The 24,849-nt window shown below is 59.6% G+C and carries 22 protein-coding genes and 2 pseudogenes; 7 read left to right on the forward strand and 17 right to left on the reverse strand.

Going from position 1 to position 24,849, the window contains the following annotated elements:
* The 11 genes and pseudogenes from IVA82_RS10445 to IVA82_RS10495 form a co-directional block, all read right to left on the reverse strand.
* Positions 1 to 330 (reverse strand): annotated as a pseudogene (locus IVA82_RS10445) (transposase); the annotation flags it as partial.
* A gap of 827 nt (positions 331 to 1,157) precedes the next feature.
* Positions 1,158 to 1,451 carry a VOC family protein gene (locus tag IVA82_RS10450; protein WP_247384014.1) on the reverse strand — a complete coding sequence of 98 codons (294 nt, stop codon included), beginning with the start codon at positions 1,449 to 1,451 and terminating at the stop codon, positions 1,158 to 1,160.
* Positions 1,452 to 1,568: 117 nt separating this feature from the next.
* Positions 1,569 to 3,332: an MOSC and FAD-binding oxidoreductase domain-containing protein gene (locus IVA82_RS10455; RefSeq protein WP_247384015.1), complete on the reverse strand. Its 1,764-nt coding sequence runs from the start codon at positions 3,330 to 3,332 to the stop codon at positions 1,569 to 1,571.
* A gap of 34 nt (positions 3,333 to 3,366) precedes the next feature.
* The gene (locus IVA82_RS10460; RefSeq protein ID WP_247384016.1) at positions 3,367 to 4,269 is read right to left on the reverse strand and encodes a DUF427 domain-containing protein; all 903 of its coding nucleotides are present in this window, start codon (positions 4,267 to 4,269) and stop codon (positions 3,367 to 3,369) included.
* Positions 4,270 to 4,421: 152 nt separating this feature from the next.
* The gene (locus IVA82_RS10465; RefSeq protein WP_247384017.1) at positions 4,422 to 5,240 is read right to left on the reverse strand and encodes a haloacid dehalogenase type II; all 819 of its coding nucleotides are present in this window, start codon (positions 5,238 to 5,240) and stop codon (positions 4,422 to 4,424) included.
* 125 nt (positions 5,241 to 5,365) lie between these two features.
* The gene (locus IVA82_RS10470; RefSeq protein ID WP_247384018.1) at positions 5,366 to 6,076 is read right to left on the reverse strand and encodes an alpha/beta hydrolase; all 711 of its coding nucleotides are present in this window, start codon (positions 6,074 to 6,076) and stop codon (positions 5,366 to 5,368) included.
* Between the two features lie 2 nt (positions 6,077 to 6,078).
* Positions 6,079 to 6,783 carry a TMEM175 family protein gene (locus IVA82_RS10475; RefSeq protein WP_247384020.1) on the reverse strand — a complete coding sequence of 235 codons (705 nt, stop codon included), beginning with the start codon at positions 6,781 to 6,783 and terminating at the stop codon, positions 6,079 to 6,081.
* 58 nt (positions 6,784 to 6,841) lie between these two features.
* Positions 6,842 to 7,435, reverse strand: a complete 594-nt coding sequence (locus IVA82_RS10480) for a sigma factor (protein ID WP_247384021.1) — start codon at positions 7,433 to 7,435, stop codon at positions 6,842 to 6,844.
* A gap of 148 nt (positions 7,436 to 7,583) precedes the next feature.
* A complete protein-coding gene (locus IVA82_RS10485) occupies positions 7,584 to 7,964 on the reverse strand; it encodes a response regulator (protein WP_247384023.1) in 381 nt (126 codons plus the stop codon).
* Positions 7,965 to 8,260: 296 nt separating this feature from the next.
* A complete protein-coding gene (locus IVA82_RS10490) occupies positions 8,261 to 8,881 on the reverse strand; it encodes a response regulator transcription factor (RefSeq protein WP_256469640.1) in 621 nt (206 codons plus the stop codon).
* Positions 8,878 to 10,524 (reverse strand): ATP-binding protein, encoded by a 1,647-nt coding sequence (locus IVA82_RS10495; protein WP_247384027.1) that lies wholly within the window; start codon positions 10,522 to 10,524, stop codon positions 8,878 to 8,880. Before IVA82_RS10495 ends, IVA82_RS10490 begins: the two co-directional genes overlap by 4 nt.
* 245 nt (positions 10,525 to 10,769) lie before the next feature.
* Between IVA82_RS10495 and IVA82_RS10500 the strand changes: the two genes are divergently transcribed.
* The 4 genes from IVA82_RS10500 (at position 10,770) to IVA82_RS48930 (ending at position 13,775) form a co-directional block, all read left to right on the forward strand.
* Positions 10,770 to 11,660 (forward strand): alpha/beta hydrolase, encoded by an 891-nt coding sequence (locus IVA82_RS10500; protein WP_247384028.1) that lies wholly within the window; start codon positions 10,770 to 10,772, stop codon positions 11,658 to 11,660.
* 16 nt (positions 11,661 to 11,676) lie between these two features.
* Positions 11,677 to 12,180 (forward strand): alcohol dehydrogenase catalytic domain-containing protein, encoded by a 504-nt coding sequence (locus IVA82_RS10505; RefSeq protein WP_247384030.1) that lies wholly within the window; start codon positions 11,677 to 11,679, stop codon positions 12,178 to 12,180.
* Positions 12,153 to 12,650, forward strand: coding sequence for a zinc-binding dehydrogenase (locus IVA82_RS10510; protein WP_247384031.1), 498 nt, complete (start codon positions 12,153 to 12,155; stop codon positions 12,648 to 12,650). The genes IVA82_RS10505 and IVA82_RS10510 overlap by 28 nt, the downstream gene beginning before the upstream one ends.
* Positions 12,651 to 12,716: 66 nt before the next feature.
* Entirely contained in the window at positions 12,717 to 13,775 is a 1,059-nt protein-coding gene (locus IVA82_RS48930) for a DUF417 family protein (protein WP_346659670.1), read from the forward strand.
* Positions 13,776 to 13,978: 203 nt separating this feature from the next.
* Here IVA82_RS48930 and IVA82_RS10525 read toward each other — a convergent pair whose 3' ends face one another.
* A complete protein-coding gene (locus IVA82_RS10525) occupies positions 13,979 to 14,227 on the reverse strand; it encodes a hypothetical protein (RefSeq protein ID WP_247384033.1) in 249 nt (82 codons plus the stop codon).
* A 627-nt stretch (positions 14,228 to 14,854) separates the two neighbouring features.
* A pseudogene (locus IVA82_RS10530) lies at positions 14,855 to 15,077 on the reverse strand (IS5/IS1182 family transposase); the annotation flags it as partial.
* Between the two features lie 18 nt (positions 15,078 to 15,095).
* On the opposite strand from IVA82_RS10530, the gene IVA82_RS10535 reads away from it, so the two are divergent.
* Positions 15,096 to 15,548, forward strand: a complete 453-nt coding sequence (locus IVA82_RS10535) for a hypothetical protein (protein ID WP_247384054.1) — start codon at positions 15,096 to 15,098, stop codon at positions 15,546 to 15,548.
* Positions 15,549 to 15,624: 76 nt separating this feature from the next.
* Here IVA82_RS10535 and IVA82_RS10540 read toward each other — a convergent pair whose 3' ends face one another.
* The 4 genes from IVA82_RS10540 to IVA82_RS10555 all read right to left on the reverse strand — a co-directional run bounded on the left by IVA82_RS10540 (position 15,625) and on the right by IVA82_RS10555 (position 21,203).
* Positions 15,625 to 17,403 (reverse strand): adenylate/guanylate cyclase domain-containing protein, encoded by a 1,779-nt coding sequence (locus tag IVA82_RS10540; protein ID WP_247384051.1) that lies wholly within the window; start codon positions 17,401 to 17,403, stop codon positions 15,625 to 15,627.
* Positions 17,404 to 17,467: 64 nt separating this feature from the next.
* Positions 17,468 to 18,661 carry a cytochrome c gene (locus IVA82_RS10545; RefSeq protein WP_247384035.1) on the reverse strand — a complete coding sequence of 398 codons (1,194 nt, stop codon included), beginning with the start codon at positions 18,659 to 18,661 and terminating at the stop codon, positions 17,468 to 17,470.
* Between the two features lie 43 nt (positions 18,662 to 18,704).
* Entirely contained in the window at positions 18,705 to 20,483 is a 1,779-nt protein-coding gene (locus IVA82_RS10550; protein WP_247384037.1) for a GMC family oxidoreductase, read from the reverse strand.
* A gap of 9 nt (positions 20,484 to 20,492) precedes the next feature.
* Positions 20,493 to 21,203: a gluconate 2-dehydrogenase subunit 3 family protein gene (locus tag IVA82_RS10555; RefSeq protein ID WP_247384039.1), complete on the reverse strand. Its 711-nt coding sequence runs from the start codon at positions 21,201 to 21,203 to the stop codon at positions 20,493 to 20,495.
* A gap of 476 nt (positions 21,204 to 21,679) precedes the next feature.
* Here IVA82_RS10555 and IVA82_RS10560 point away from each other — a divergent pair, with 476 nt between their 5' ends.
* Entirely contained in the window at positions 21,680 to 22,777 is a 1,098-nt protein-coding gene (locus IVA82_RS10560) for an FAD-dependent oxidoreductase (RefSeq protein WP_247384041.1), read from the forward strand.
* Positions 22,778 to 23,559: 782 nt separating this feature from the next.
* On the forward strand, positions 23,560 to 24,789 hold the full coding sequence (locus IVA82_RS10565) for a TAXI family TRAP transporter solute-binding subunit (protein WP_247384052.1): 1,230 nt from the start codon (positions 23,560 to 23,562) through the stop codon (positions 24,787 to 24,789).
* The last annotated feature ends 60 nt before the right edge of the window (positions 24,790 to 24,849 follow it).

Raw genomic sequence — 24,849 nt, forward strand, 5'->3', positions numbered from 1 at the left:
CTTGAGCCGGCCATGCCGCTCCAGCGAAGGCAGCAACGTCGGAATCATTACCCGGAGCCGCTTGCCGCAGATCCGATCCGAGGCCTCCCACAGCGCCACCAGTGCATCCCTGATAGGGGCGCCATAGGTCGGCTTTCGCTGCCGCCGGGCCTCCGGCGAAATTGCGACATGGCTGGCCAGCGCCCGAACCGCGTGCTTGCGATGCCAGCCCGTCACCGCGCAAAGCTCGTCGAGAATGCGCCCCTTATCTGCCCGCCCTGCTGATCGATAGCGGTCTACCACCGCCGCCGTGATCTCGCGCCGCGCACCCATGCTGATCCGTCCTGCCATCGGCAACACCGATCCGATTCGGTATCGCGGCCCCACTCCTGACGGTCAGTTCTCCGGTAACATTCTTGATGAGGCAATGCGTCGTAGGTCAATATTGCAGGCCGAATGACATCGAAGCGGACCGAGCAAGGATTCTTGAAATCGAGCACTCGAAAGGGGCCGGTCCGTGTTGCTTTCCCCCTAGCTAGAGTACCACGAACCCCTTTTCCGAACCTGTTCGCCGAAGGAAAATCGACGCACCCGAACCGCCGGCACTGCAGTTCGGCCGCTGAAGACGGAGGAGGCGTGGATCGAAGCAACAGGGCCAGCCGAACGACTCGTCATCAATAGCAGCAGATACCGTAGCGCTACGTAACGGTCGGACCTGCCCGAGTTCGCTTGTGCTGATCGCGTCAGGAACGGCGGATCCAATCGTTGGATCGTCTAACTCGGCAAGGTTGCGCACAGCCTCGACTGGTCGCTTCTGGCGCAAAGCTGCCGTTGAAGCCCGCCCAATGCCAGATTTGGTTATTTCCAGCTGGCTGGACCTAGCTCAAACTTCCTTATGATGGATTGGACCGGGACATCTCAAAAAGCGAAGTGCAATCAGCTCTTAAGCGCGTCCCGATCGGCTGTGCAGTACCAGATGCAGTACCGATCTGGTTTTGAGGCGTACGCAGGCGATTGATGTCGCAATTTGGTGTGGATTGGGTCACTGGCACGTAGCGCAGCGTACTACGCCAATCTGCGCGATTGTGCTCCTTCGAACGAAGGCGGCGTTCTATCTCGTTTATCGAGGTGGTGGAGGCTTCGAATATCGCGCCCGTTCGCTCCCGAATTTGAAAAGCTCAGCGGCGGTTCTCTACGGCTTTTGTCTCAACAAGAATACTCGAGGCCAATCGTCGCCCGTTGCGAAGTGATCCGACGGGCGCGTCGGTGAGTCCGCTACCGAATTGGTTTGAGCAGCTGGAGCCCGGCGGAGTGAGCTGTATGACGCGGAATGCGTCATTCGGCGAATAGTCGACGTCGAGCGTGAAGCCGACCTGGTCGACATAGAACCGCAGCGCTCGCTCGACATCGCTCACCGGCAATGTGATCGCCTCGACTGAGAGCTTCAGGACTGCCATGCAGGTTGTGTTCATCGTGCCTCGCGTCGTTTTCCGTCCGATATGCGCCGCCCTGATCCTTCACTTGCGGCTGGACGCTCCTGGAAGTGAACCGTGACGGTTCTTCGGTTGGAATTCGAATCCGGTCAGGCTTCACAAATCGATGACGACGTCGCGAATCGGTTGCGAGCAGCAAACTAGAAGGTTGCCGTCGGCGGGCTTGTCGAGTGGCTCCGGTCCATAGGCGACCGCGCCCGAAACCAAGCCGCTCTCACAGTTGTGGCAAACACCGGTCCGGCACGACCAACGGACCGGGACGTCGCACGCCTCGGCCAGCTCCAAAATGCTCTGATAGGCTGACGCCTTCCAGTGTACGGCGATGCCACTACGCGCGAACGATACGAGCGGACCGGTGTTGGCGTCGTCCCTCGGCAGATGCGGAACTCGCGTCGCTGGGCCGACGACACCAGGAGTCATCGACTCGCTGCCGTTGAAGATTTCGACGTGAATCCGCTCCGGCGCCACGCCGAAGGCTGCGAGCGCCTCTTTCATGTCTGCCATGAAGCGGGTCGGCCCGCAGAGGTAGACATCCGCCTCTCTGGGGATGCCGACCTCGTCGAAGACCGATCGCGACAGGTGACCGGTAGCGTCGAAATCCTCGCCCATCCTGTCGCGCGAGCCAGGCCTGCTGTAACAAACATAGCTGCGGCCGTGGGCGAGCGCGAGCGTGAGGCGGCGGACTTCGGCGGCAAATGGATGATGCTGCCGGTCGCGAGCGGCGTGCAGCCACCAGACCGGCCGTGTCGAGCGGGCCGCCGCCAGCGCGTACAGCATGGCCAGAACAGGCGTGGCCCCGATTCCCGCACTGAGCAACACCACGGGCCGCTTCCCGGACTGCGGAACGAAGCTTCCGCGCGGCGAGCTGACGTCGAGAACATCGCCCATCCGGACATGCTCGCGCAGGTAGGTTCCAGCGGCCCCGTTCGGCTCGATCTTTACGCTGACCCGATAGCGCTCCGTCGAAGGGGGACCCGAGAGCGAGTAGCTGCGAAAGAGTGGCGGGCCGCCGCCGGTCTGTCGAAGACGCAAGACGACGTACTGACCAGGCAGAGCCGGTGGCAGCGGCTGACCGTCTGGGGGCCGCATCGACAAGGAGAGGACGTCTGCGGACTCCTGATCGATCGCCGCCACCGCGAGCGGCCAAAATCCCGGTGCAACCGGATGCGCAGCTGCTGCCGGCGCGAGCCCCGCGTTGCCACTCCCCGCGCCAATCAATTGACTCCGCAGCAACGCCTCAAACGATGTGCGCCATCCAGGCGAAAGCGCCTCGATCCGCAAGGCGCGCTCCAATCGATCGCGCGCATGATTGGGCGAATAGAGAAGCGCGTTGATCTCTGCCACGGTCATTCGCTCGTTCGCCTCTCCCACCTTCACGATTTCGTCGCCGGCGCCGACCTCGCCTTCCCCGAGAACGCGGAAGTAGAACCCGGGCCGTCCGCTGGATGTCAGCAATGCCGGCATCCGCGGCTCGTTCGTCCGAATGCCAACGCGATAGCAGGTCACACGAGGCTGAGTGACCTCGAACAGTGCGCTGCCGATCTGATAACGGTCGCCGATGCACACGTCATCGTCAGGCAATCCTTCGATCGTAAAATTCTCGCCGAACTGTCCGTGGACGAAGTCGGTCCTGTTCAGTTGATTCTGCCAATAGCGATACGATTCGATCTGGTAGACGAAGGCGGCTCGCTGCTCACCCCCGTGGCCGCCCAGGTCGCCTTGACCGTCTCCGTCAAGATTCAACCGGCCGACTCGACAGCGGCCACGCACCGGATTTTTCCAGATCCCCGTGTGCACCGTGCGCCCCTTCCACTCGATGTCGCGCGGAAGTCCGACGTTCACCGATAGCAGTCGAGCCATGTCGCGCTCCGCCTTGATGGAACCGGAAGTCGTCCTACCCGCTCGCAGCGGTCGCGGACCCGCTACCGGATGCTCGCTCGTGGACTACCTCGGCGACATCGAGGTTGCGATCAGGGCCGTGTGGAACCACCGTCTGGCCCGGCTCAAGATGGAGCTGCGTGCCATCCAGATATACCGAGACGACCTCCGGTTCGAACGACACCAGGTTGGAGATGCGGCCGACCTCGGGATAGGCGTCAGGATACGACCATGCCGCCTGACGTGCGTCACCAATGGTGTAGTAGCTGCAGAGCCCTTTGTATGGGCAGAAGGTCTGGAGTTTCACGGCAGTGAGAGCGGACTCGTCGATGTCGGCGCGTGGAACGTACCAGCGCGGTGCGAAGCCGGACTCGTAGAGAACCACCGGCCGCTTTGTATCGGCGATGGACCGGTCATGGTGGCGGACCACGAGGTTACGAGAGGTCGGACGAATGTCGATGCGGTGGTAGGGGTCAGCGGCATGGCCCACAATTCTTTCGTCCTCTTCATAGAAAGCATCCATGGCCCGCCAGGCGAACGCGACGCGTGCCTGCAGGTCGCTCGCGTGGACGGGCAGGGTGGTGTGCTGCCATGCCCCTCGCGGCGCGATGTTTTGCTCGTTCGCCCGGACACTGTACCAGGACGTGAGCCCGAGATCGGGGTGTTGGGTGGTTTGCTCGGTGCGTTCCAGGACGCGTGGAGAAACTTCGGTCTCCGGGAAGTAGGCTACCGGATAGCGGCCGGGTTCGAAGAGCAGGAGTACATGCTCGCTATCGGCGATCCAGAGTCCCCCGAAGCGCACGCGCATGCGCCGACGCAACCGCTCGACATACAACAATCTTTTGGGCAGCGGCTCGGGTACGAGGAACCGGCCGACTGCTCCCGTTGAGAGCGGGCCTTGTTGCCAGGACAGTCCCATTGCTCTCTCCCAATAGGTTTGATGATCGAGGCCGGTAGACACCCACCAGATATTACCGTGGAACGCGGACCCGGCGGCAAGGTTCCGCGAGAGGATGGGCGACCTTCCGTCCGGATTTGGCGTTGATTGGATAGTCTGACAATTCTAGCTGATCAGCGCCAAAGCCTTATCATTTGGGTGGCCGCCCCAGGCAGATCCGGAGCGACAACCTGGGGCTGGGGCAGCCCGTGCACGGGCAGAGGAGCATTGCCGGGTCTGGCAATGAGCGCTCCTGAGCAGCCCGTGCTTTGTGCACCAATCGTGTCCCACACGTGCGCCGCCACCATGCAAATCGCGGCGGGCGGTACATTCAATTCTTCGGCCACCATATGGTATACCTGCGGGGCAGGTTTGAAGCGACGGACGCGATCGATGCTGAGTGACCTTTCAAACCAGCCATCAATGCCGGCATGCTTGAGCGGGCTGCTTTGCGGATCGGGAGGCGAATTGGTGCATGTCACCAGACGGAAGCCAGCGTCCCTTAATTGCTTCAGACCTGCCGGTACATCGGGGTGCACCGGCATCGTGAGCATCCGCGTTCTCAATTCGTCAATGTCCGCCTCGGTGATGGAGACGTTGTGGATCGTGCCCAGCATCTTCAACAAACCCTGTCCCAATGTGAAGAACGTCGTGTAGGGGCCCGACAAGGTTATTGCGTCCGAATAGAGGATAAGCTGCCCAAACCACTCGCGCATGACCTTCCGGTCGCCAAACAGCCGTTGAAACAGCGGCGCTATGAATTCAATATCGAGCAGCGTCTCATTGACATCGAAGACGCATATCGACGGCTTCGCGGCGTCCATCTTGGTTTCTTGATCATCTGCAATCGCAGCGCGGCCGACAGGAGTTGCTGCCACGGCGCCAATGGTGGCCATACCAAGCCCCACAAGCAGCTTGCGGCGCCCCACCGAGTTCAGAATGTCATTAGTCATTGCAGTTCTCCCGTTCCGTTTCGTCGGCCACTCACCTTCCGTCCTGGCAGCACGCCGCGCTCGGCCGGCGGGTACAATTGAATGCAGTCTTGGGCGTCTCTATTTGCCCTACGTACCGAGCACCTCTAGGTATTCGGACGCATGGCCAAACCGGTTACAGCCTGGAGGATTATTTCGACAACCAATTCCGGCGCGGTAACCAAGGGCGCATGGTCGACATTTTCCGACCTCGTTTGCGCGCCCATACGTAGCGCCAGGAATTGCTGTGTAGCCGGGTTGATCATCCGATCTTCTTGCGCAACGAGATACCAGGAGGGCTTTGACCTCCACGCCGGCCTCGGTGCCTTTTCCTGAATACATGCGAGGGCTATGGGACGCTGGGTTGCTGCCAAGAGCGCTGCCTGCTCGGGTGAAGCGTGCTGAGAAAAGGCGGTGCCAAATCGATCGTCGGGCATCCAAAGGAGGCCATGCTTGTCAGGAGCCAGTTGGGGGGCCTCCGGATGCGGCTTTTTGCGATAGAAGACCTCGCCAGCCGTCTCGCCTTCGTCAGGTGTCAGAGCCGCAATGAAGACCAGCGACTGAACTCTTTGGTTCGTACTTGCCGCTATCACCGCGCCGGCATAAGCATGGGCAACCAGAACGACCGGCCCATTGGTCCGCTCCAATGCGCTTTCAAGCGCGGCGACATCATCTGACAATGATGTTAGCGGAATCGGAGCGGCGAGGACCCGCAGTCCCTCGGAATGGAGCGGCTTGATAACGCGTGTCCAGCTCGAGCCGTCGGCCCAAGCGCCGTGAACCAGAACAATGCTAACGGGTTCCCTGGTTGTCTTCATGGCTATTTCCTTTCATCACTGACTAGTTTCTGAATGGTCTTTGATCGTGATGTCGGGGCGATTGGCGGGACTGCAACACTTCCCGGCAGTCGGCTGATTGCGTCCACTTCCGATCGATCGTGTCTGGATCTGATATTGGGCGCTTCTGGGCGGAGGTAGATAATCAGGCAGAGGCAAATCAAGGCCATGCCGCCGATCGGATATTTGAGCGCAACAACCGCAGCCATTGCAAAAAGTCCGAGAGTTACGAATGAGCGGACGCGCATTATCATTCGTGCGGAGGCTGGCACATCCTTGCTTTGAGGCCGATCAATGGTCTCCATGAACAAGAGCAAGTACGTCGCGTTCACCAAAGCGAGCACGCCTGCATAAAATGAAACGGGAATTTCCGCGAGCGTCGTTTGCGCTATCCAGGCGGTCGAGAACGGCATGACAGAAACGGAGAATAAGTGCGCGAAATTCGCCCAAATCAGACGGCCTGTCGCGACGTCGGCATAGCGCAATAGGTGATGATGATTGATCCAAACGATCGCGATAAACAGATAGCTAACCGCGTAGCTCACTGCAGTCGGCCACAATGAGATGAGAGCTTCTAGGGTCCGGGCTTGAGGCGGCTTCAATTCGAGCACAAGAATGGTGATGATGACCGCAAACACTGCGTCTGAAAATGCACTCAGCCGATCTGGTTTCACCTCTCGTGCAGTCATCTCGCTCTCCTTTATCAAGTGCCACTTGACACGAGGTCCATCGTCATCGCATGTCCTTTCATAATTCGGTCGCGGGATTGTGCGGCTTGCTGATAGACGGACTTTTTGAGGGGCTTGTGCACCGAGGCTCCGAAGAATTGCCGGACGCCGATGACGAAATGACGTCACAGGAAACCAGGGCTGCCAGTTTCTTGAGGCCTCGGTGGATATTGATCTTGACGAGCGCTTTGGATTGGCCAGTTGCGCCGGATGCGCGCGCGATGCTCAGGCCCTTCAGTTTTACGAGGCGGATCACGCAGGCTTGCGCGGGTTTCAGCCGGCCGAGGAGATTGTCCATCACCGCGGCGCTGATTGCGGCTCCCCCATGGTCCGCGACCGGTATTTCCTCGTCGAGCGGTAACGTGGCGTATCGAGACGCGTCACGAACCCGATCGACCCACTTGTAGCGCGCGATCGCGGTGATCCATGCTCCGAAGACCCTCGATGGTGCGTATGTGTGCCGTTTGGCATGGATCGCAAGAAGTGCATCCTGCCTGGCATCGTCGGCAGCGGGGCTCGGAAGCCGACGTGCATAGTAGCGGCGCAACCATGCATCCAATTCTCGCAGCAACTGCTCGTAGGCGTGATTGTCGCCGGCTTGTGCGGCGGTCATCAGGCAGCCCCATCGCTCGGAGCGCCGGTCCCAATTCTCGGACCGGATTTCTGTTCGCGCCATTTGCCGTGGGCGAACCGCGAGATCGGACGACGACGGCCTCTGAATGGCATCGGTGACGCCTGACGATGAGTGGAATGTTGAGGTATTATCGTGTAGGTCGGTCATTGGAGAGGCTCCTCTTGATCCAATCAAGCAGGGAGTTTGTTTCAAACGGCTTTCTGAGGAGACATTGCGCGCCGACCGCGATCGCTTCATCGTCCAAGTGTCTGTCAGGCAGAGCCGTGATGACGATTACAGGTGTCATGATGCCCTGTTCGTGGAGCTTGCTTATGAGGTTAAGTCCACCCATCCCAGGCATATGAACATCAGCAACGACACAATCGAAACTGATTAGGTTGGAAGACGCCAAGAACGCCTCCGCCGAGATGAACGGCTCGGCCCGATAGCCGATGGCGCGCATCAAATCCACAAGGGACAAGCACAGCGCTCCATCGTCGTCGATGACAGCGACGAGCGGGCTTGTCACCGAATGCAACCTCGCCAAGTGTGCACAATCCTGGAAAGGTAATCGGAGGGAAGGCTCCATTCCAAGCGAGGCTGGGTCGCGCGTGGTTTGACATTTGATGCCGGAGGACAGTTATAGGACCGAGAATGAATCTGCATGGCATCGTCTCCCTGTAATCTGAAAATTCACCGGCTGCCGAATGGCAGCACAAGGCGAAGCCGAACTATGCCTTCGGCCTCGCTGGGTGAAAATCTCTCGGTTGTGATGGGATAGACCCATACGTTGGTAGGGTTTCGGCTTTCAACGGTTGCGCGCCCTCACGACGGGATGTCGAGGGCCTCGGCTACCCGAGCGAGCATCGCTGCGGATTTTGCTCCGAGCTTTCGCATGACGCTGCCGCGATGCATCTTCACGGTGACTTCGCTGATCGACAATTCGTTCGCGACCTGCTTGTTCATGAGTCCGGACGCCACAAGCGCCATTACTTGCCGTTCGCGGGGCGTCAGGAGTGCATACCGCTCCCGCCATGGAGCAATCTGCGCGCTCTCTCGACGCCGGTCCTGGTCCAATTGAATCGCCCTGGCAACGGCGTCAATCAAATCCTGATGCCGTATCGGTTTGGTGAGGAAGTCGACAGCGCCGGCCTTCATGCCCCTCACGGACATGGGAATGTCGCCATGGCCGGTCATTAAAATGACAGGCAGCCGGATGTTGATGCGTGCCAGATACTCTTGTAGCTCCAACCCGTTCGTGCCCGGCAGCCGAACGTCCAGCACCAGACACGCAGGAACATCGAGCAACTCGACCTTGAGAAACTCTGGGGCGGATCCATAAAGCGCGACTTCATAGTCCATGGACCGGAGCAGATCTCCAAGTGACTCACGAACCGCCCTGTCGTCGTCGACGATGTGAACAAGAACAGACGGCGACACTCTCAGTGGCTCCCGGACATCTGGATGGATTGGCGAAGCGGAAGCGTAAAAGTGAATGTCGCGCCGTGCGCCGTGCTTTGCTCCACCCATAGGCGTCCTCCATGGACAGCGACAATTTTTCGGCAGATCGACAGGCCTATGCCCAGGCCGTCACCTTTCGTCGTGTAGAGCGCATCGAAGATTCGCTCCCTGTTCGTGGGAGCGATACCAATGCCCGTATCTGCAATCATGACGGCGACGTGATCGTCGGCGACCTTTGAAGAAGAGCTCAGAACGCGTGGCCTTCCGTTGATGCCTGCCATCGCCTCAATTGCATTGCGCACGAGATTGAGTACGACCTGTTGAAGCTGCACTCGATCTCCCGCGATAGTCGGTATCGATCTATCCAGGGTGGTCTTGAGTGCGACGCCAGCACGTTCAAAATCGCTCTTAAGGAGAACGAGAATCTCTTCGATGGCGTCATTGATCTGGACGTCGGTAAATCGGAGCTGCTCGTCGCGGACCAAGGACCTGAGGCCCGCGACGACATCGCTCGCCTGGCGTCCCTGTTCGATGACGCGCGTCGCAGACTTGCGGGCTTCATCGGGCTGGGCAGGGTCCCGCGCCAGCCATCGGAGGCACGCTTCCGCGCTCGCAATGATTCCAGTCAGCGGCTGATTGATCTCGTGAACAATCGAACCCGCGAGCTCGCCGAGCGATGCGAGGCGTACGGCCCGAGCAAGTTCACTTCGCGCGTCCGTAAGCGATTGTTCCGCAGCCGTTCGTGCCGTGATGTCGGCGATGATGCCTTCCAATTCGACATCACCGGTCGGGCCGAGGTCGAATTCCCCTTCGGCGATGACGCGCAACGTCGTGCCATCTCTATGGACTACTCTGTACTCGTGACTGAATGGTGACTTGGTGCTGACGGCCTCCACGAGCGCTTGCTCCAAGCCAGGGAAGTCGTCCGGATGTATGCGGTCCTTAAAAGCCTCGAACGGCACCGGATTTACGTCTAGGTTGATGTCGAAGATGCGATAGCATTCGCGAGAAGCACGCGAGAGCAGAGTCCGTGTGTTCCATCGATAACTGCCCATACGGCCGATCTGCTGGCCCTTGATCATCCACATATTGGTCTCACGGAGCGCCTCGAAGAGCTGCGCGGATTCAAAAGAGACGGCAGCCTGCGAAGCCAGCATCGAGATTACGGAGACATACCTTGGCGCGAATGTCTCCTTGCGCTCAGATTCGAGGTAGAGGACGCCGATCGTTCGTTCTTGATGAATTAGGGGCAGGCATAATTGGGTCATCTTCCGCCCCGGTCCGTACTTCGCCGTATCAATCAGTGCTAACCCGTCCCAGCTATCCTCACTGATCACGGTCTCCTGGCGTATGAGTACCCTTTCGGTGAGGTTCGGCGGCAATCGGAAGTCGCCGGCCGGAGGTTGTGAGGCAAAGAACCTCGCCCTTTCACGAGAGAAGCTTGCGTCGGCCTTGTCGAGCAGTTCGCCCCTGTCGCTCAGCAGCACAGCGCCACGAGCCGCTCCGCAATAGCCGAGCGTGGCATTGAGAAGAGCTTTAGCCAATCCTTCGTAGCCGGTCTCTTTCGAGATTGCCTGAATCGCTTTGGCGATCAGCTCTAACTCTGACGTTTCGTTTTCCAGTCTCATAGCGAGACGTCCCACCCGATTGGCACATCCAGCCTCCGCATATCTCGCCCGTAGCAACGCGGCGGGTAAGAAATTGTTGGCGAGTATCGCCGTGCCTGTAACCAAACCGGCGCGATCCACGAAAGGTAGTTACGCACGAGATGCGTCCGAAGTAGCCGGAGTTGCGCATCGCAAACTCCCTAATTGGGTTCAACCCGATTGGGTTCAACAAGTTCCGATGTCCGGAACCGCGAAGGGAACCGTTCATGACCAGCATCCATTACCGCAAAGCCGACGTCGATGGGTTGAAAGTGTTCTACCGGGAGGCCGGCCGCCGCGATGCGCCGCCGCTGTTGTTACTTCACGGATTTCCAAGCGCCGGCCATATGTTTCGTGAGCTGATCCCGGCCCTATCGAACCATTTTCGCGTCGTGGCGCCGGATCTACCCGGCTTCGGGCAGTCCGATATGCCGCCTCGCGACAGGTTTCCCTACACCTTCGCGAAGTTGGCCGAAGTGATAGAGCGCTTCACCGAAGTGATCGGCCTCGTTCGCTTCTCGATCTACGTCTTTGACTACGGTGCGCCGGCCGGTTTTCGACTGGCCGTTCGTCATCCCGAGCGCATCACGGCAATCATTTCTCAGAATGGCAACGCCTACGAGGAAGGGTTGAGCGACGGCTGGAATCCTATCCGCGCCTATTGGAGGGAGGCTTCCGAGGCGAACCGGAAGGCACTGCGTGCCTTCCTCTCTCCAGAAACAACGATCTGGCAGTACACGCACGGCGTCGCCGACACGTCCTTGGTTTCTCCGGATGGATATTCGCTTGATAACTTCTATCTGGCGCGTCCCGGCGCGGATGAAGTGCAACTCGATCTCTTTGGCGACTACAAAAATAACGTCGCCATGTACCCGGAATTTCAGGCCTATTTCCGCAAACACAAGCCGCCCTTCCTGGCGGTCTGGGGCAAGAACGATCCCTTCTTCCTGCCGCCGGGTGCGGAGGCGTTCAAGCGTGACATTCCAGGTGCGCAGGTGCGTTTCTTCGAAACCGGCCACTTTGCGCTTGAGACGCACTGCGACGAAATCGCGGCAGTGATCCGCGATTTTCTCCCGCATTCTAAGAATCCGCAAGCAGCCACTGCCCCAGCAATCTGATCCAGGGAGTGATCTGATGCGTGCAATTGTCCTCGAAAAATTCGGCGGCCTCGACAGCCTCGTCATGAAAGAGATCCCACAGCCTGAGCCGAAGGCGGGACATGTCGTCATCCAGGTAAAGGCGTTCGGCATCAATCACGCTGAAATTCATATGCGTCGGGGCGAGTGGTCCGAGTCGGCTCCCGTCAGCGGCATCGAATGCGTGGGCCTGGTCAAATCCTGCCCTAGCGGCGAGTTTCCGATCGGTGCGAAGGTGGCTGCGTTGATGGGCGGCCTCGGCCGCACGATCAACGGCAGTTACGCCGAATATACAAGCGTACCGGCTTCAAACGTTGCGCTGATCGAATCGGGCCTGCCGTGGGCCGAACTCGCAGCGATCCCGGAGACCTGCGCGACCGCCTGGACCTGCCTGTTTCGCAATCTCGAGATCGAAAGGGGCAGGTGCTCGTCATCCGCGGCGCGACCTCCTCATTCGGTCAGGCCGCGCTCAGGATGGCCGTCAACGCCGGGGTCCGGGTGATCGCGACGACGCGCAATGGCGATCGCTTCGACATGCTGGAGAAGTTGGGAGCCTGGCGCTGCGAATTGGAGTGCCGCGATCTGTCAAAGCATATTCCCGAGGCAAAGAAGATAGATGCGGTGCTCGACCTGGTGGGCAATACCGTCATGCTCGATTCCCTTGCCATGCTTCGCCGGGGGGGCCGTTCCTGTCTGGCCGGCTGGCTTGACGATCTCGATCCTATCTCTGACTTCAACCCATTGCTGCAGATGGCGAGCGGCGTCTATCTGACGTTCTTCGGCAGCTTTGTATTCGGAACTCCGGGGTTTCGTCTCTCTGACGTGCCGCTTCAACAAATTGCCGCGGACGCCGCGGCCGGTCGGCTCGATGTCAAGCCCGCCAGAACATTCCGTTTCGAAGAGATCCGCGAGGCCCATCGCGTGATGGAGGCCAACGAGGCCAAAGGGAAACTGGTCGTGGTTCACGCCTGAGCCGCGTCCGAGTCAGGAGTCAACGGGCATCTGTTGGTGACCCAATAGTCAAGCAGCGAGGCGATCATGATGAAATATCTCACGGAAACTATGAGCAGATCTGGTCTTCTTAAGGAGGATCTAGATTATCAGTTGATACGCGCGTCGATGGTGATCGTATTTCTATCGTTCGGATACCAGAAATGGTTTGAGTACGAAGCGCAAGTTTTGATTCCCTATATCAGCAACGGGCCTCTCATTTCCTGGATGTACCCCGTTTTCGGTGTGCGCGGGGGTAGCTGGTTCTTGGGCGCCATGGAATGGTTGATTTGCTTGCTGCTGTTCTGGGGATTTTGGAACAAGCAAGCCGGAATCCTTGGTGCTCTCGGGTCATGCGCGACATTCGTGGCAACTGTTACAATCATTCCATTCATGCCGAACGGATGGGATGAGGTCGCCGGCGGCTTTCCAGCGATGACTGGTAACATTCCGTTCCTCATGAAGGATGTCGTGCTTCTTGCCGCGTCATTCTATTTGCTTAAGCAAGACATCGTAAGAGCGATGCGTCGCGGCACAACGAATTATCTGACCAGGAATCTTGCAAAGATCCTGGCTGGCTTCGGTCTTCTCAGTGAAGATATCGAATACCACGTACTACGCGCCTCGATGGTGATCATATTCGCGTTCTTCGGATTCACGAAATGGCATCAGTATGCGGCGCAACTGATGATTCCGTTTATCAGCAATAGCCCGTTCATCTCCTGGCTGTATCCGGCTTTCGGCCTGCGCGGAGGCGCCCGGTTCTTGGGTGCGTCAGAGTGGACGATCTTGGCCCTGTTGTATGCGGGATTTTGGGATAGGAGATTCGGAATTCTCGGAGCTCTTGGTTCAACCGGTACATTTCTAACGACCGTAACTATCATCCCGTTCATGCCGGATGGTTGGGATCCAACGGCCGGCTTTCCCGCGATGGCTGGTGCGGTGCCGTTCCTGATGAAGGACATCGTCCTTCTTGCGGTATCAGTCTATTTGCTGAAGCAGGACGTCGTGAGAATGTCGCTTTCCAACAGGAAAGCCGAAGCGGGACTCGAGATGCGCTCGACAAATGTCGTCCAAACGGCCCGGCCTGTTGATGCCCACGCCTGACCGTGGGACGCCAATGCCGCTCTGGCATCAAGGCCCTCGTAGCCGTGGGGGCGGCTCGCGGGGTCGGCGCCAGCAGGTCTCACCCAGCAGGTCTCACCAGAATGATTTTTGCCACAGGCTGCAATCAACCGGTGGACGTGATCCGAAGCGAAACGGCTGCGGCGGTGCATGTGCAGCCACGAGAACGGACCCTCGCGCCAGGTTCAGCCGAGGATGATGACATCCAGAGAAAGCTCGATAGCTTCAACAAGGCGGAGCAGGATCTGGGCAAGATGCTCGACAAGAAGTTGATTATCTGTCGCCGCTGTTAGTACGCCGCTCGGCGCTGCCGATAAGGGCGCGAGATTGACCATCAATCCACCCCAAGAGATGCGGATGGGATCGGACATGTCAGATAGAATGGCTGTCAACTCTCCGGAGAGATCGACCGGTTCTCGCAATTCTGAGCGCATGGAGTCCGACCCATTGCGCCACCTGTTGGTGGACGAACTTCAGCACCGGATTCGAAACCTGCTGACTGTTGTCCAGTGCCTCGTGAGTCAGACGGACTCCCTCACTGCGGAGGGATACCGTGCTGCACCTTCAGCGAGGATCGCCAGTCTCACTGACGCCTGCAATCTGATCGAGCAAACGGACGCGCAGAAAATTCCTTTGGCTGAGTTGCTATCCGTGCGGCTGGGCCAGACTTTGAACTCGAGCCACGACTTGCCCTTTCGCGTCACTTGGTACTGCACGAACTTGCAACCAACGCTTGCAAATATGGTGCGCTTACCGCTACGTCCGGACAGGTCGAGGTGCTTTGGGAGTTGCTCTCCGACGATGCAGGCCGGAGATTAGCTCTGCAGTGGCGCGAACGCGGCGGGCCCGAGGTACGAGAGCCGGCTCAAAAGGGGTTCGGCTTGCGTCTCGTGACGAAGGTGCTCAGGAATGCGCAGGTTGGACTGAGCTTTGATCAGGCAGGGCTCGTCTGCCAACTGCTGATGGAAATCGATGCGTGCTAGACGGAACACCGGATAGACGCGCAATACAGAATGGCATCAAAAGTACCTGCCGATCGCCGGATGATACGCGTCACCGGAGTTTAGCCCGCCTTTCGTGCGGCCGATGAGACGGGGCTGAACCCCCCTTTTTCGCAGACTGGCGGCTGTCCGAAGCGCCTTAAGATACGTGCTGTTCGATCATCACGCGGCCGGGCGGAGCCAAGGTCGGCGAAGATTCTGTCCAAGATACCCCATGCGCGACCAGCGAACGAAACCGGTTGTAGAGCGTCTTATGAGGGCCATAGACCGCGGGCGCATCCCAGCATCGATGGAAACGTGCGTGGCTAATTCCGATGGAAACAAGGTGGTTCTCCGCGATGGCATCAACCATCTCTGTGTCGGCATAGCGGATGGTCGAGCAAGATCTGAGGCGGATCTGCGGACGTCAACCGGCAAGATCGGTTTTCATTCGGTCGTTAAGATAACCCCTGCCGAGCCTGTAAAGCGTCTCGGAACCGGCCGGCACTGGTGGTTTTCGGAAAGCATTCACGTTCCGTCCAAATTAAGGAGTGCGATTGAAGGCGGCGAGGTCAACTCTATGCCATATCTGGAGGCGCTCTCGGGCGTCCTTGCCCATGAAGTGTCGCGTGTCCACCAAGGGGTCGCTCGCGAGCCGCCGGTGAGTCGTGGAGGGCTCGCGCGCTGGCGGAAACGGGTTGTCGTCGATTGCATTGAGGAGCATCTGGGAAAACAAGTATGCCTTCTGAAGGGTCGCGGAATTAACGAAGCTTAGACAAGCGGCGCCGACACACGAAATCATAAAAGTCGCTGTTACCTTTCGCATCCGCGACTTCGAAGTCTGACTGGCGTCATCCCTCCGGGAGTCCGGCCCGGCGCATTCCGTCATAGACGCGCTCGCGCAGCGCAAGATAGGTCGGATTGTCGCTCGATACGCCGGCACGATAGCGCCGGATGGTGAAAGTCGGATCGAGAGCCACTCCGGCCCGCGCAGCGGCCTGGGCGTCGCCTGGCCGGCCGAGCAGGGCCAGGGTAGCGGCGAGATGGAAATGCGCCAGGGGATAATTCCGGTTGATGCCTATCGTCTCGCTAAAACGCGCGACGGCCTCTTCGTCGGAACCGAGGGCAAATTTGGCGAGGCCTGCAAAGAACGTCCAGAGATATACGTTCGTATCGCGAGGACTGAGGCGTAGTGCATTCCGGATATAAGCTTCGGTTTGCTCGCTGTGGCCGGTGAAATACTTGGCGAGCCCGATATACCCGTGAGCAGCAGCCAAATTGCGATCCAGCGACAGTGCCAGCTCGCATTCGGCAATGCCTTGGGCCGCGCGGTTGGAAGAGATCTGGACGGTCCCGAGCAGATAATGACCCATGGCATGATCTGGTACAAGCGAGAGCACTCTCGTCAGCGCCGCCTCTGCCATCGCAAGACGCGAGGCCCGATCGTCGGTCATAAACCACGCAGCAATGGATGCATCGGATAGCGCCAAACCAACCAGCACCTCGACATTGTTGGGATCGAGAGCGAGCGCACGTTCGTAGTAGCTACGCGCATGCGCCATGTATTCGGGATTTGCTCCTCTATTGGCGCAAGCCATACCTTGGAGATAAAGATCCATGGAACCCGGATTCGGGGCGAGTTCCGCGCGGCGGGCATCTGCGGCGATGAGTTGGGCATTAAGCGTGTTTGCGAGCCTCGATACGATCTCGTCCTGCATGTCGAAGAGATCCGCGACGGGTTTGTCGAAGCGTTCGGCCCACAGGTGATTGCCGGTCTCGGCATCGATGAGCTGCACGTTTACCCGCAGCCGGCTGCCGCCGCGCTGTACCGAGCCTTCGAGCACGTAACGCACGCCGAGCTCGCGGCCGAGCTGCCTGAGATCGACCGATTTGCCCTTGAAGCTGAACGCGGTATGCCGGCCGATCACGATCGAGCCGCCAATGCGCGATAAGTCCGTTGTCAGACTTTCGGTCACGCCATCAACGAAATATTCCTGCTCAGGATCGCCACCCAGATTGGCAAAGGGCAGAACAACGATGGAGAGCCGCGCCGGTGTTGCCGAGCGAACTTCCGTCTGTACCGGCTTGCCGACCTCCAGCGAATACGCCCGGACTGGCTCGGCGATATTCTTGAGACTCTGCTCCCCGAGATCGCCAACCACCAGATCGAGCCGCGTCTTGACCTGCCGATAGGCGTCTTCGGAAAGGCAGATCGCGCCAGGCCTGGCGATCCCCTCAAGCCGAGCGGCGATATTGACGCTGTCCCCCATGAGGTCGCCGTCGCTCTCCTCGACGACGTCGCCGAGATGGATACCGATGCGAAATTCGATACGCCGATCGGATGGCACCCCGGCATTGCGATCGACCATGCTGTTCTGTATCTCGATGGCGCAGCGGACGGCGTCGACTACGCTGCTGAACTCGACGAGAGCGGCGTCCCCAGTACGCTTCACCACGCGTCCCTTATGCACGGCAATGGTTGGGTCGATCAGATCACTGCGCAAAGCCCTCAGGCGCGCCAGCGTTCGATCCTCGTCAGCCCCCGCGAGACGGCTATATCCCACCACGTCGGCGGCGAGAATCGCGACGATCTTCCGTTGCATCTGGTGCCTACCAATCAACGCAGCCATTTCTGCACTGGCGGAGACAAGGAACGGGCTTGGACCATTTTCGAACCCATACGCGAGCAACCATTCAGTCCGGTCGCAATGCTGTATCGGAACGCACTCGCGCGACGTCGGCGGCTCCGACGGGTGCCGCGGCACCCCAATTGTTGCGCATGTAGGTGAGCACCGCGGCGATTTGTGCGTCGTCGAGTTGGCGACCATAGGATGGCATGCCAGGCGCCGTCGGCTGGGCCTGGGTTCCGACGCTTCGAGCGCCCCGCAGTACGATGCGTATCGACGTAGTAGGATCGTCGGACTTCACCATCGAAGAATCCGCGATAGACGGGAACAATTTGGCGACGCCCTTGCCGTCGATGGCGTGACAAGTCGAACACTGATCGCGATAGATGGCGGCCCCGGCGACCATGGCAGGATTCTCTTTTGGCAGTGTTTGCGGATGGTCCTGTTTGCCAGGCAAGGATTTCAGGTATGTCGCAATGGCCTTCACATCGGGATCCGTCATCTGCTCGGTCGAGAGTGACACGACTTCAGCCATCGGTCCGGTAGCGGCCGACACGCGATTGTGACCGCTTTTCATGTAGGCTACGAGGTCTTCCGCCGACCAGGCACCCACGCCGACTCTGGTATCGCCGGTGATGTCCGGCGCCGACCATCCTTGCAGGAAGCCGCCGCGCAGATATTGGTCAGTTCTGTCGCCTCCCAGAACGGTCTTGGGTGTGTGGCAGGCGCCGCAGTGACCGGGACCGTCCACGAGGAAGGCACCGCGATTCCATTCGGCGGATTTCCGAGTGTCGGGCTTGTAGTCGCCTTGGTTGAAGTACAGCGCGTTCCACACCCGCAACGAGGCGCGAATGTTGAACGGGAAAGGTAGGGTATTCGCGACGACGTCGTTGCGGGCTGGTGTCACCGTGTTTAGGTAGGCGCGAATCGCCAGCACATCGTCTCGCGACATTTTCGTGTACGCAGTGTAGGGCATCGCCGGATAAAGTCGCGAACCGTTCCGTCGCTGACCCTTGCGGATCGCCGCGTCAAACGCGTCATCGCTCCAGCTTCCGATTCCCGTCTCGATATCCGGCGTAATGTTCGGTGCCGCGATTTTGCCGAAGGGCGTTTCGATCGGGCGTCCGCCGGCAAACGGCTGGTTGCTGCCGGGAACGGTGTGGCAGCTCGCGCAGTCGGACAGAATCGCAAGATACCGTCCGCGCTCGATCTGCGTGAGCTCCTGCGGATCTGAATCGCCGGCGGTAGCAGATGTAGCCACGAACAGAGCAATCCCCGCGCCTGCAAAAATGGATCGACTGTTGCTAAGCATCCACCAGTCTCCCGGGCTTCTTGAGATATTTGTCGCGGATCGCCGCGGCTGCCCAGTATGCGAGCGCACCCACCGTTAGTGTCGGGTTGTAACCGGGGTTCTGCGGGAAGGCGCTGGCACCCAGCACGAACAGGTTCGAAACGTCCCAACTCTGCAAATATCGGTTGAGCGCGCTCGTCGTCGGGTCAGTCCCCATGATGGCCCCGCCGTTGAGATGCGTCGTCTGATAGGTCGAAATGTCGTACGGCGCGGTCCGATATTGAATGGCGAGCTTGTCCGCGCCCATTGTCTTGATGATCTCGGCGAACTTGTCCGTGAGGAATTTGTTCTGTTTCACCTCGTTTTCTTTCAGGTCCATTGTGATCCGCATCAGCGGCCGGCCGAAGCGATCCGAGTAGGTGGGATCGAGGTCGAGATAGATGTCGCGGTAGGCGTAGAAGCTGCCGTGGACGCCGGCGCCTGGCTTCACCGTGCTGAGGTAGTTCTCCTTCACGGCCGTCTTCCACGCCGCGCCCCATTTCGACGTACCGGGAGGCACGAGTGCGCTCTCGATGGGACGGGCGCCGGTCTGGACCTGGCCCATGTAAGCGCCGCCGACAAAGCCGTGAGGTCCGTGATCAAAGTTGTCGCCGTTGAATTCGTCGATGCACATGCCGATCGCGCCCGACCCGATGAACGGGTTGAAGTTATACTTCTTGTTGTCGAAAAAGCCGTTCACAGTCGAAACGGTCTGATGGGTGTAATTGCGGCCGACAACGCCTGCGTTCGCGATGGGGTCGTATGGCTTGCCGATCTTTGAGTGCAGCAGAAGCTGCACGTTGAACATGCTGAACGCCGAAAGGATGACGAGGTCGGCGGGCTGCTCCCATTCGACGCCGCTCGAGTCGATGAAGGTTACGCCGGTCGCACGGGTTCCAGATTTATCGACGTTGATTTTGGTCACCTCCGAGTGGTCGCGCGCGGAGAAGTTGGGTTTGCGAACGAGATAGGGAAGGATCGTGGTTTGCGGACTTGCTTTCGAGTAGTTGCTGCACCCGAACCATTCGCAGAATCCACAGTAAGTGCAGGGGCCCATCTGGAGCCCAAGCGAATTCGTATAGGCTTGCGAGAGATTGCCGGAAGGTTGAGGGAAGGGCTTGTAGCCGAGATCCCGCGCAGCCTTGCCGAACAGCGTGTGGCTGAAGGGCTGCGCTTGTGCCGGCGTTGGATAGGGCCGGGAGCGCGGACCTTCGAAAGGATTGCCGCCTTCCATGATCTGGCCGCGGAGATTGCCGGCCATTCCGGACGTGCCGCAGAGGTATTCGAAACGATCATAGAACGGTTCGAGTTCGTCGTAGGTGATGCCCCAGTCCTGGATCGTCATGTCCTCGGGCAGGAATGAGGCGCCGTATCGCTCGGTAAGATGGGTCTTCAGCACGAAATCGGAAGGCAGAAACCTCCACATCTCCGCATTCCAATGAACGCCGCCACCGCCGACGCCGTTCGGCGGCATGAAGGCGCCCCAGCTTCGGATCGGCAGAGCGGTCTGGTCAATCTTGTTACGGAAGCTGAACGTAAGTTGGTCCGGCCTAAGGAACAGTTCGTGACGCACGCGGTAGCGAAGCTCGTCCTGCATGTAATTCGGCGGAAACTCCGTCGGTGCGTCGCGCCAGGGCCCGCGCTCGATGGCCATCACTTCGAGGCCTTCGTCCGTGAGTTCGTTGGCCATGATGGATCCCGTCCATCCGAGCCCGATAATCACTACGTCTTTTTTCGGGAGTCTCTTCGCCATGAATCGTCCTCAACGCATTTGCGGTGTCCATTCCGCCCGGCCTGTCATGCTGACGGGCGGGAGCGGAAAGCGCTCGTTGTGCCGGTTCACCCAATCCAGGTAGTTGTAGCGGGATCCCGGGTACCCGATCATTTTCCAGGCGACCATGTCGCGATTGCCGCCATAAATCGGATCGGCGAAGAACCCCATCTGGACGTCCTTGATCACCATGGCGAAGAACGTCTTGCCATCCGCCCCGTCGAGCGTGAGCTCGCCGCTCTCCAGTCCCTTGAGGGCTGCATCCTTGTCCGGGTCCGACAGGTCTGCGAACGCCTTGCCAGCGAACTTCGCCTTGCAGGTCCTATTCAGAGCCGCGAGGCCTTCACGATATTCTTGGGCTGGTCCATTTTCGGACTGATGACCCTGGCTCCTGGTGCCTTTCATGAAGGGTGGGCGGACATAGAGGCCATCCCGGCGGCCGTAGGGACCGGCGAGTTGGCGGTCGATGAATATGGCGGATCCGGAATCCTTGCCGCCAGGGGTTTGCGGGTCGGCTGGAATGACGCAATCCGCGAGCGCCTCGATGGCTCTGCCTTCCTCGCCGGTAAAGAACATCCAGCGGCCCGGCAGGGCGGCCGTTGGCGGATTGCCCGCGTTTGGCGTCCAGGGTAGATGGTCGACGATGATGGTCGCGTGCGCTTTCGACAGACCCAGTGTCAGGTAGGCGGCGCCGATCAGCAACTCGCGTCGTTGAAAGTGGAGATGATCCCTGTCGTTCCTATCCATGGCATTCTCGCCCTCTTGGCAGGAGAGGTTCGTCGATCTTGGACGTTGGCCGTACGCAGGTTCCCCTTCCGATTGGGAATCGGTCGGTTTCAAGGTCCAGTTCAGGCATGGGCCCTCGCGCTCTTCGTGAGAGACGAAGACAACGTGCGAAACCTTGATGTCTCGTACAACACGTAATTCGGGACAATAAGGCTCGCGGTTACAAGCGCTCGAAGAAAATTCTCAGTGCTGCGCGACCTGGATCCAGCCCCAGGTTTGGAACCAGAGATGCTCAAGTGGAGCGATGCGACAGGCAGGAGATTTTCCCTGCGGAACTCCGCTTGCCTGTAACCAAACCCGAGCAATCCACGAAAAGTAGTCGAGTGAGAACGGGCGATCCGCCAGGATGCTAATGCCGAAATCAACGATGAAACGGTGGGAATAGTCTAGTCATGCCCCAGACCGAATACTTCGATGTCGTAATCCTCGGCAGCGGCCAGGGAGGAAAGCTGCTCGCATGGCATCTGGGCCATTCCGGCAAGAAGGTTGCCGTCGTGGAGCGCCGCTGGGTCGGCGGGTCGTGCCCCGCCGTCGCCTGCCTGCCGTCCAAGAACGAACTATGGAGCGCGCGCGTTGCCCATCTCGTCCAGAACGCCGCGCAGTTCGGCACGTTGGCGACCGCCGTCAAGACCGACATGCGCAAGGTGCGCAGCCGCAAACAGGACATGATCGATCGCGAGGTCGAATTCCACCTGGGCGCATACAAGAGCAGCGGCGCTGAACTCATCATGGGTAACGGCCATTTCGTAGGTCCGAAGACGATCGAGGTCGCCTTGAACGACGGCGGCACCCGCGTGCTTACCGGCAATGAGGTCGTCGTCAATGTCGGCACGCACGCTGCGATCCCGGACATTCCGGGTCTTGAAGCGGCCCGTGCACTCACGCACATCGAGGCGCTGGAGCTCGACTATCTGCCATCGCACCTGATCGTGCTGGGCGGAGGCTATATCGGCATCGAAATGGCGCAGGCCTATCGGCGCCTCGGCAGCCGGGTGACGATCATCGAGCCTGGCCGGCAACTGATGGGCCGCGAGGATGCCGATGTCGTGGAAGAGATATTGGGTATCCTGACCGCCGAGGGCATCCAGGTGTTGCTCGGCGCTCAGCCGGCCAGCGTTCACGGCCTCTCTGGAGACGAGATCGCCGTGAGGCTGCGGATGGCGGCGGATGAGCGGAAGGTCGAAGGCCGCGATCTGCTTGTGGCCGTGGGACGTACCGCAAACACCGGCGATATCGGCCTCAATATTGCGGACGTTGCGCTCGATGCCCGCGGATTCGTCAAGGTCAACGAACGTCTGGAAACGACGGCGCCCGGCGTGTGGGCCATCGGCTCCACCAAGAACGAGACCACCCTTATCGAGATCAGCAGCTCCGCTGAACCGCGAGTGCCTTTGCGTGTTGTGTCCAAAGGCCGCGTCAAGCGTATCAGCGATCGAGGCTTCGATCGCTCTAGTCTCCGGCGCCCAGCGCTCCTTAACGGATTCGGGTAGGAATTCTTCGACGTCAGCTATCCGACGCTGAAGTCGCACAATGCCCTGCTGGATTTGCTGAGGGGTCTTGCTTGGGACGCGCCTAGTCGTCGGGCGCGTCCCCTAGCCGCAACGCACTGCGAGGGGCGGCGGTGGGGCGGGCGTTGATCTTCGAGCCATATTGCAGGTAGCCGTGTCGATCGGTTGATGTAAGCGGCCTGCTTACCCGGTGCTTACCTCGGCGACCAGTCGAAAACAAAGATTCGCAGTAAGTGGCTGATTTAACTGTCGCACCCGACACGATTCGAACGTGTGACCTTTGCCTTCGGAGGGCAGGGCTCTATGCCGCTGGCGCTTAGGGAAGGGGAGCCACGCCCGACTTGGTGCCAGCTTGGGCGTCCGCGTTGAAAGTCACTTATAGGCAGGAAATGCACCTAGTTTCTTTACCCATCTCGGCAAGTCATTGAAATCGCGAGAAATGCGACCGCCCTCCGAACGCACCAAAGACCTTCTATTCTCGGCCATCGTTGCGACTTTTTTCGCGTCGCCCATAAGCAGAAAACACATCTTGTTTCGTGCCGAGCTTTTCCCGGTTTGCCTGCGCGATCTGATGCGCCGGCATCTCGGATCGGTCCAACCGAACATCATCATCATCTGACTCTCGGGATAGTCGCGTAGGCCTCGGCCCGCGCCTTGCGCACGCCGCCTGCGAGTGCAGGAACTGCCCTGGTTTGGATGCGTTGGAGGGACAAGACGAATCCATTCCGTCCGTCACGCTCTGGCGGAATTGCCTGTTGATCGAGGTGACGGCACGGCGCCGCCCCGGCGGAGAACGGGCCGATCCGGACCGAACAGGTTTTACAGCAATGAGCGTCTGCAGAGCGATTCGGATCGGCCTGTTTACCGCATTGATCGCAACGGCTGGGATCGGCGAACTGGTCGATCGATGTGCGGCGCAGACGTCTCTGGCCGAGCCCGCGAAGGCGCCTCCGCGCAAGCAGAGCGCCGGCGGCGATAAGGGGGTGACGGTATCGGAGAGCCGTTACACGGCCGGATTGGTTACCGGCATGCCGCAAAGCACCGAATTCGCCATAGCCCAGGAAATAGCGACCACGCTGGCCACCGGTCAGGAGACCGGACCACACGGCGAAATGGCGTTGCGGGTGCTGCCACTAGTTGGAAACGGCGGCGTCCGCAACGTCGTCGACGTCCTTACCTTGGCGGGCGCCGACATGGCGATCGCGCCTGTCGTTCTGGTCGATCGCCTCCGGGACGCCAGGGCCCTTGGCGATATCCGCGATAAGCTAGTCTACATCACCGTTCTGTTTGGCGAAGAATTCCATCTGATCGCGCGGCCCGAAATCAAAACGCTGGCCGACCTTGCGGGAAAGAGAATCAATCTGGGCGAAGAAGGCAGTGCCGGCGCTGTCTTGGGTCGCGAGGTGCTCAACAGTCTGGGCGTGAAATTCGACGAAGCGAACCTGAGCCTCGAAACGGCGCTCGACGAGATGCGCAAGGGGCGGCTCTCGGCCACCCTGCTGGTTTCGGCGAAGCCGGTCGCCTCGCTGGCGAGCTACGCCCAGTTCAATGCGGTTCGCTTCCTGCCGATTCCTTATTCCTCGCCGCTGCGGCGCGACTACCTGCCTTCGACCCTGCATCACGAGGACTATCCGTCGGTCCTCGGGGTCGACGAAAGCATCGACACGATCGCGATCAAATCGGCCCTGTTCGCCTACAATTGGCCGAGCCGCAACCAGCGCTACCAGCTGCTCGAGTCATTCGTGCAGACTTTCTTCTCGCGCTTCTCCGAATTTCTCGGGGACGGCCATCACCCGAGATGGCGCGAGGTGAACCTGGCGGAACCGCTCCCCGGATGGCAGCGCTTTCGCCCTGCGGATCGCTGGATCCAGCGTCAGGCGTTGCAGGGAGCGTTCGACCGCTTTCTCGAGCAGCATCCAACGAACGATCAGTCGGACCGCGAAGCGCTGTTCCGGGACTTCCTGCGGTGGCGGGAGCGCAACAAGGCGAAGTGAACGAAGGGAGATTGCGAGATGCGCCATCGGTTGGCCGCCTCGGGATTGGCTGCATTGCTC

The organism is Bradyrhizobium sp. 142, assembly GCF_023074015.1.
In the GTDB taxonomy this organism is placed as follows: domain Bacteria; phylum Pseudomonadota; class Alphaproteobacteria; order Rhizobiales; family Xanthobacteraceae; genus Bradyrhizobium.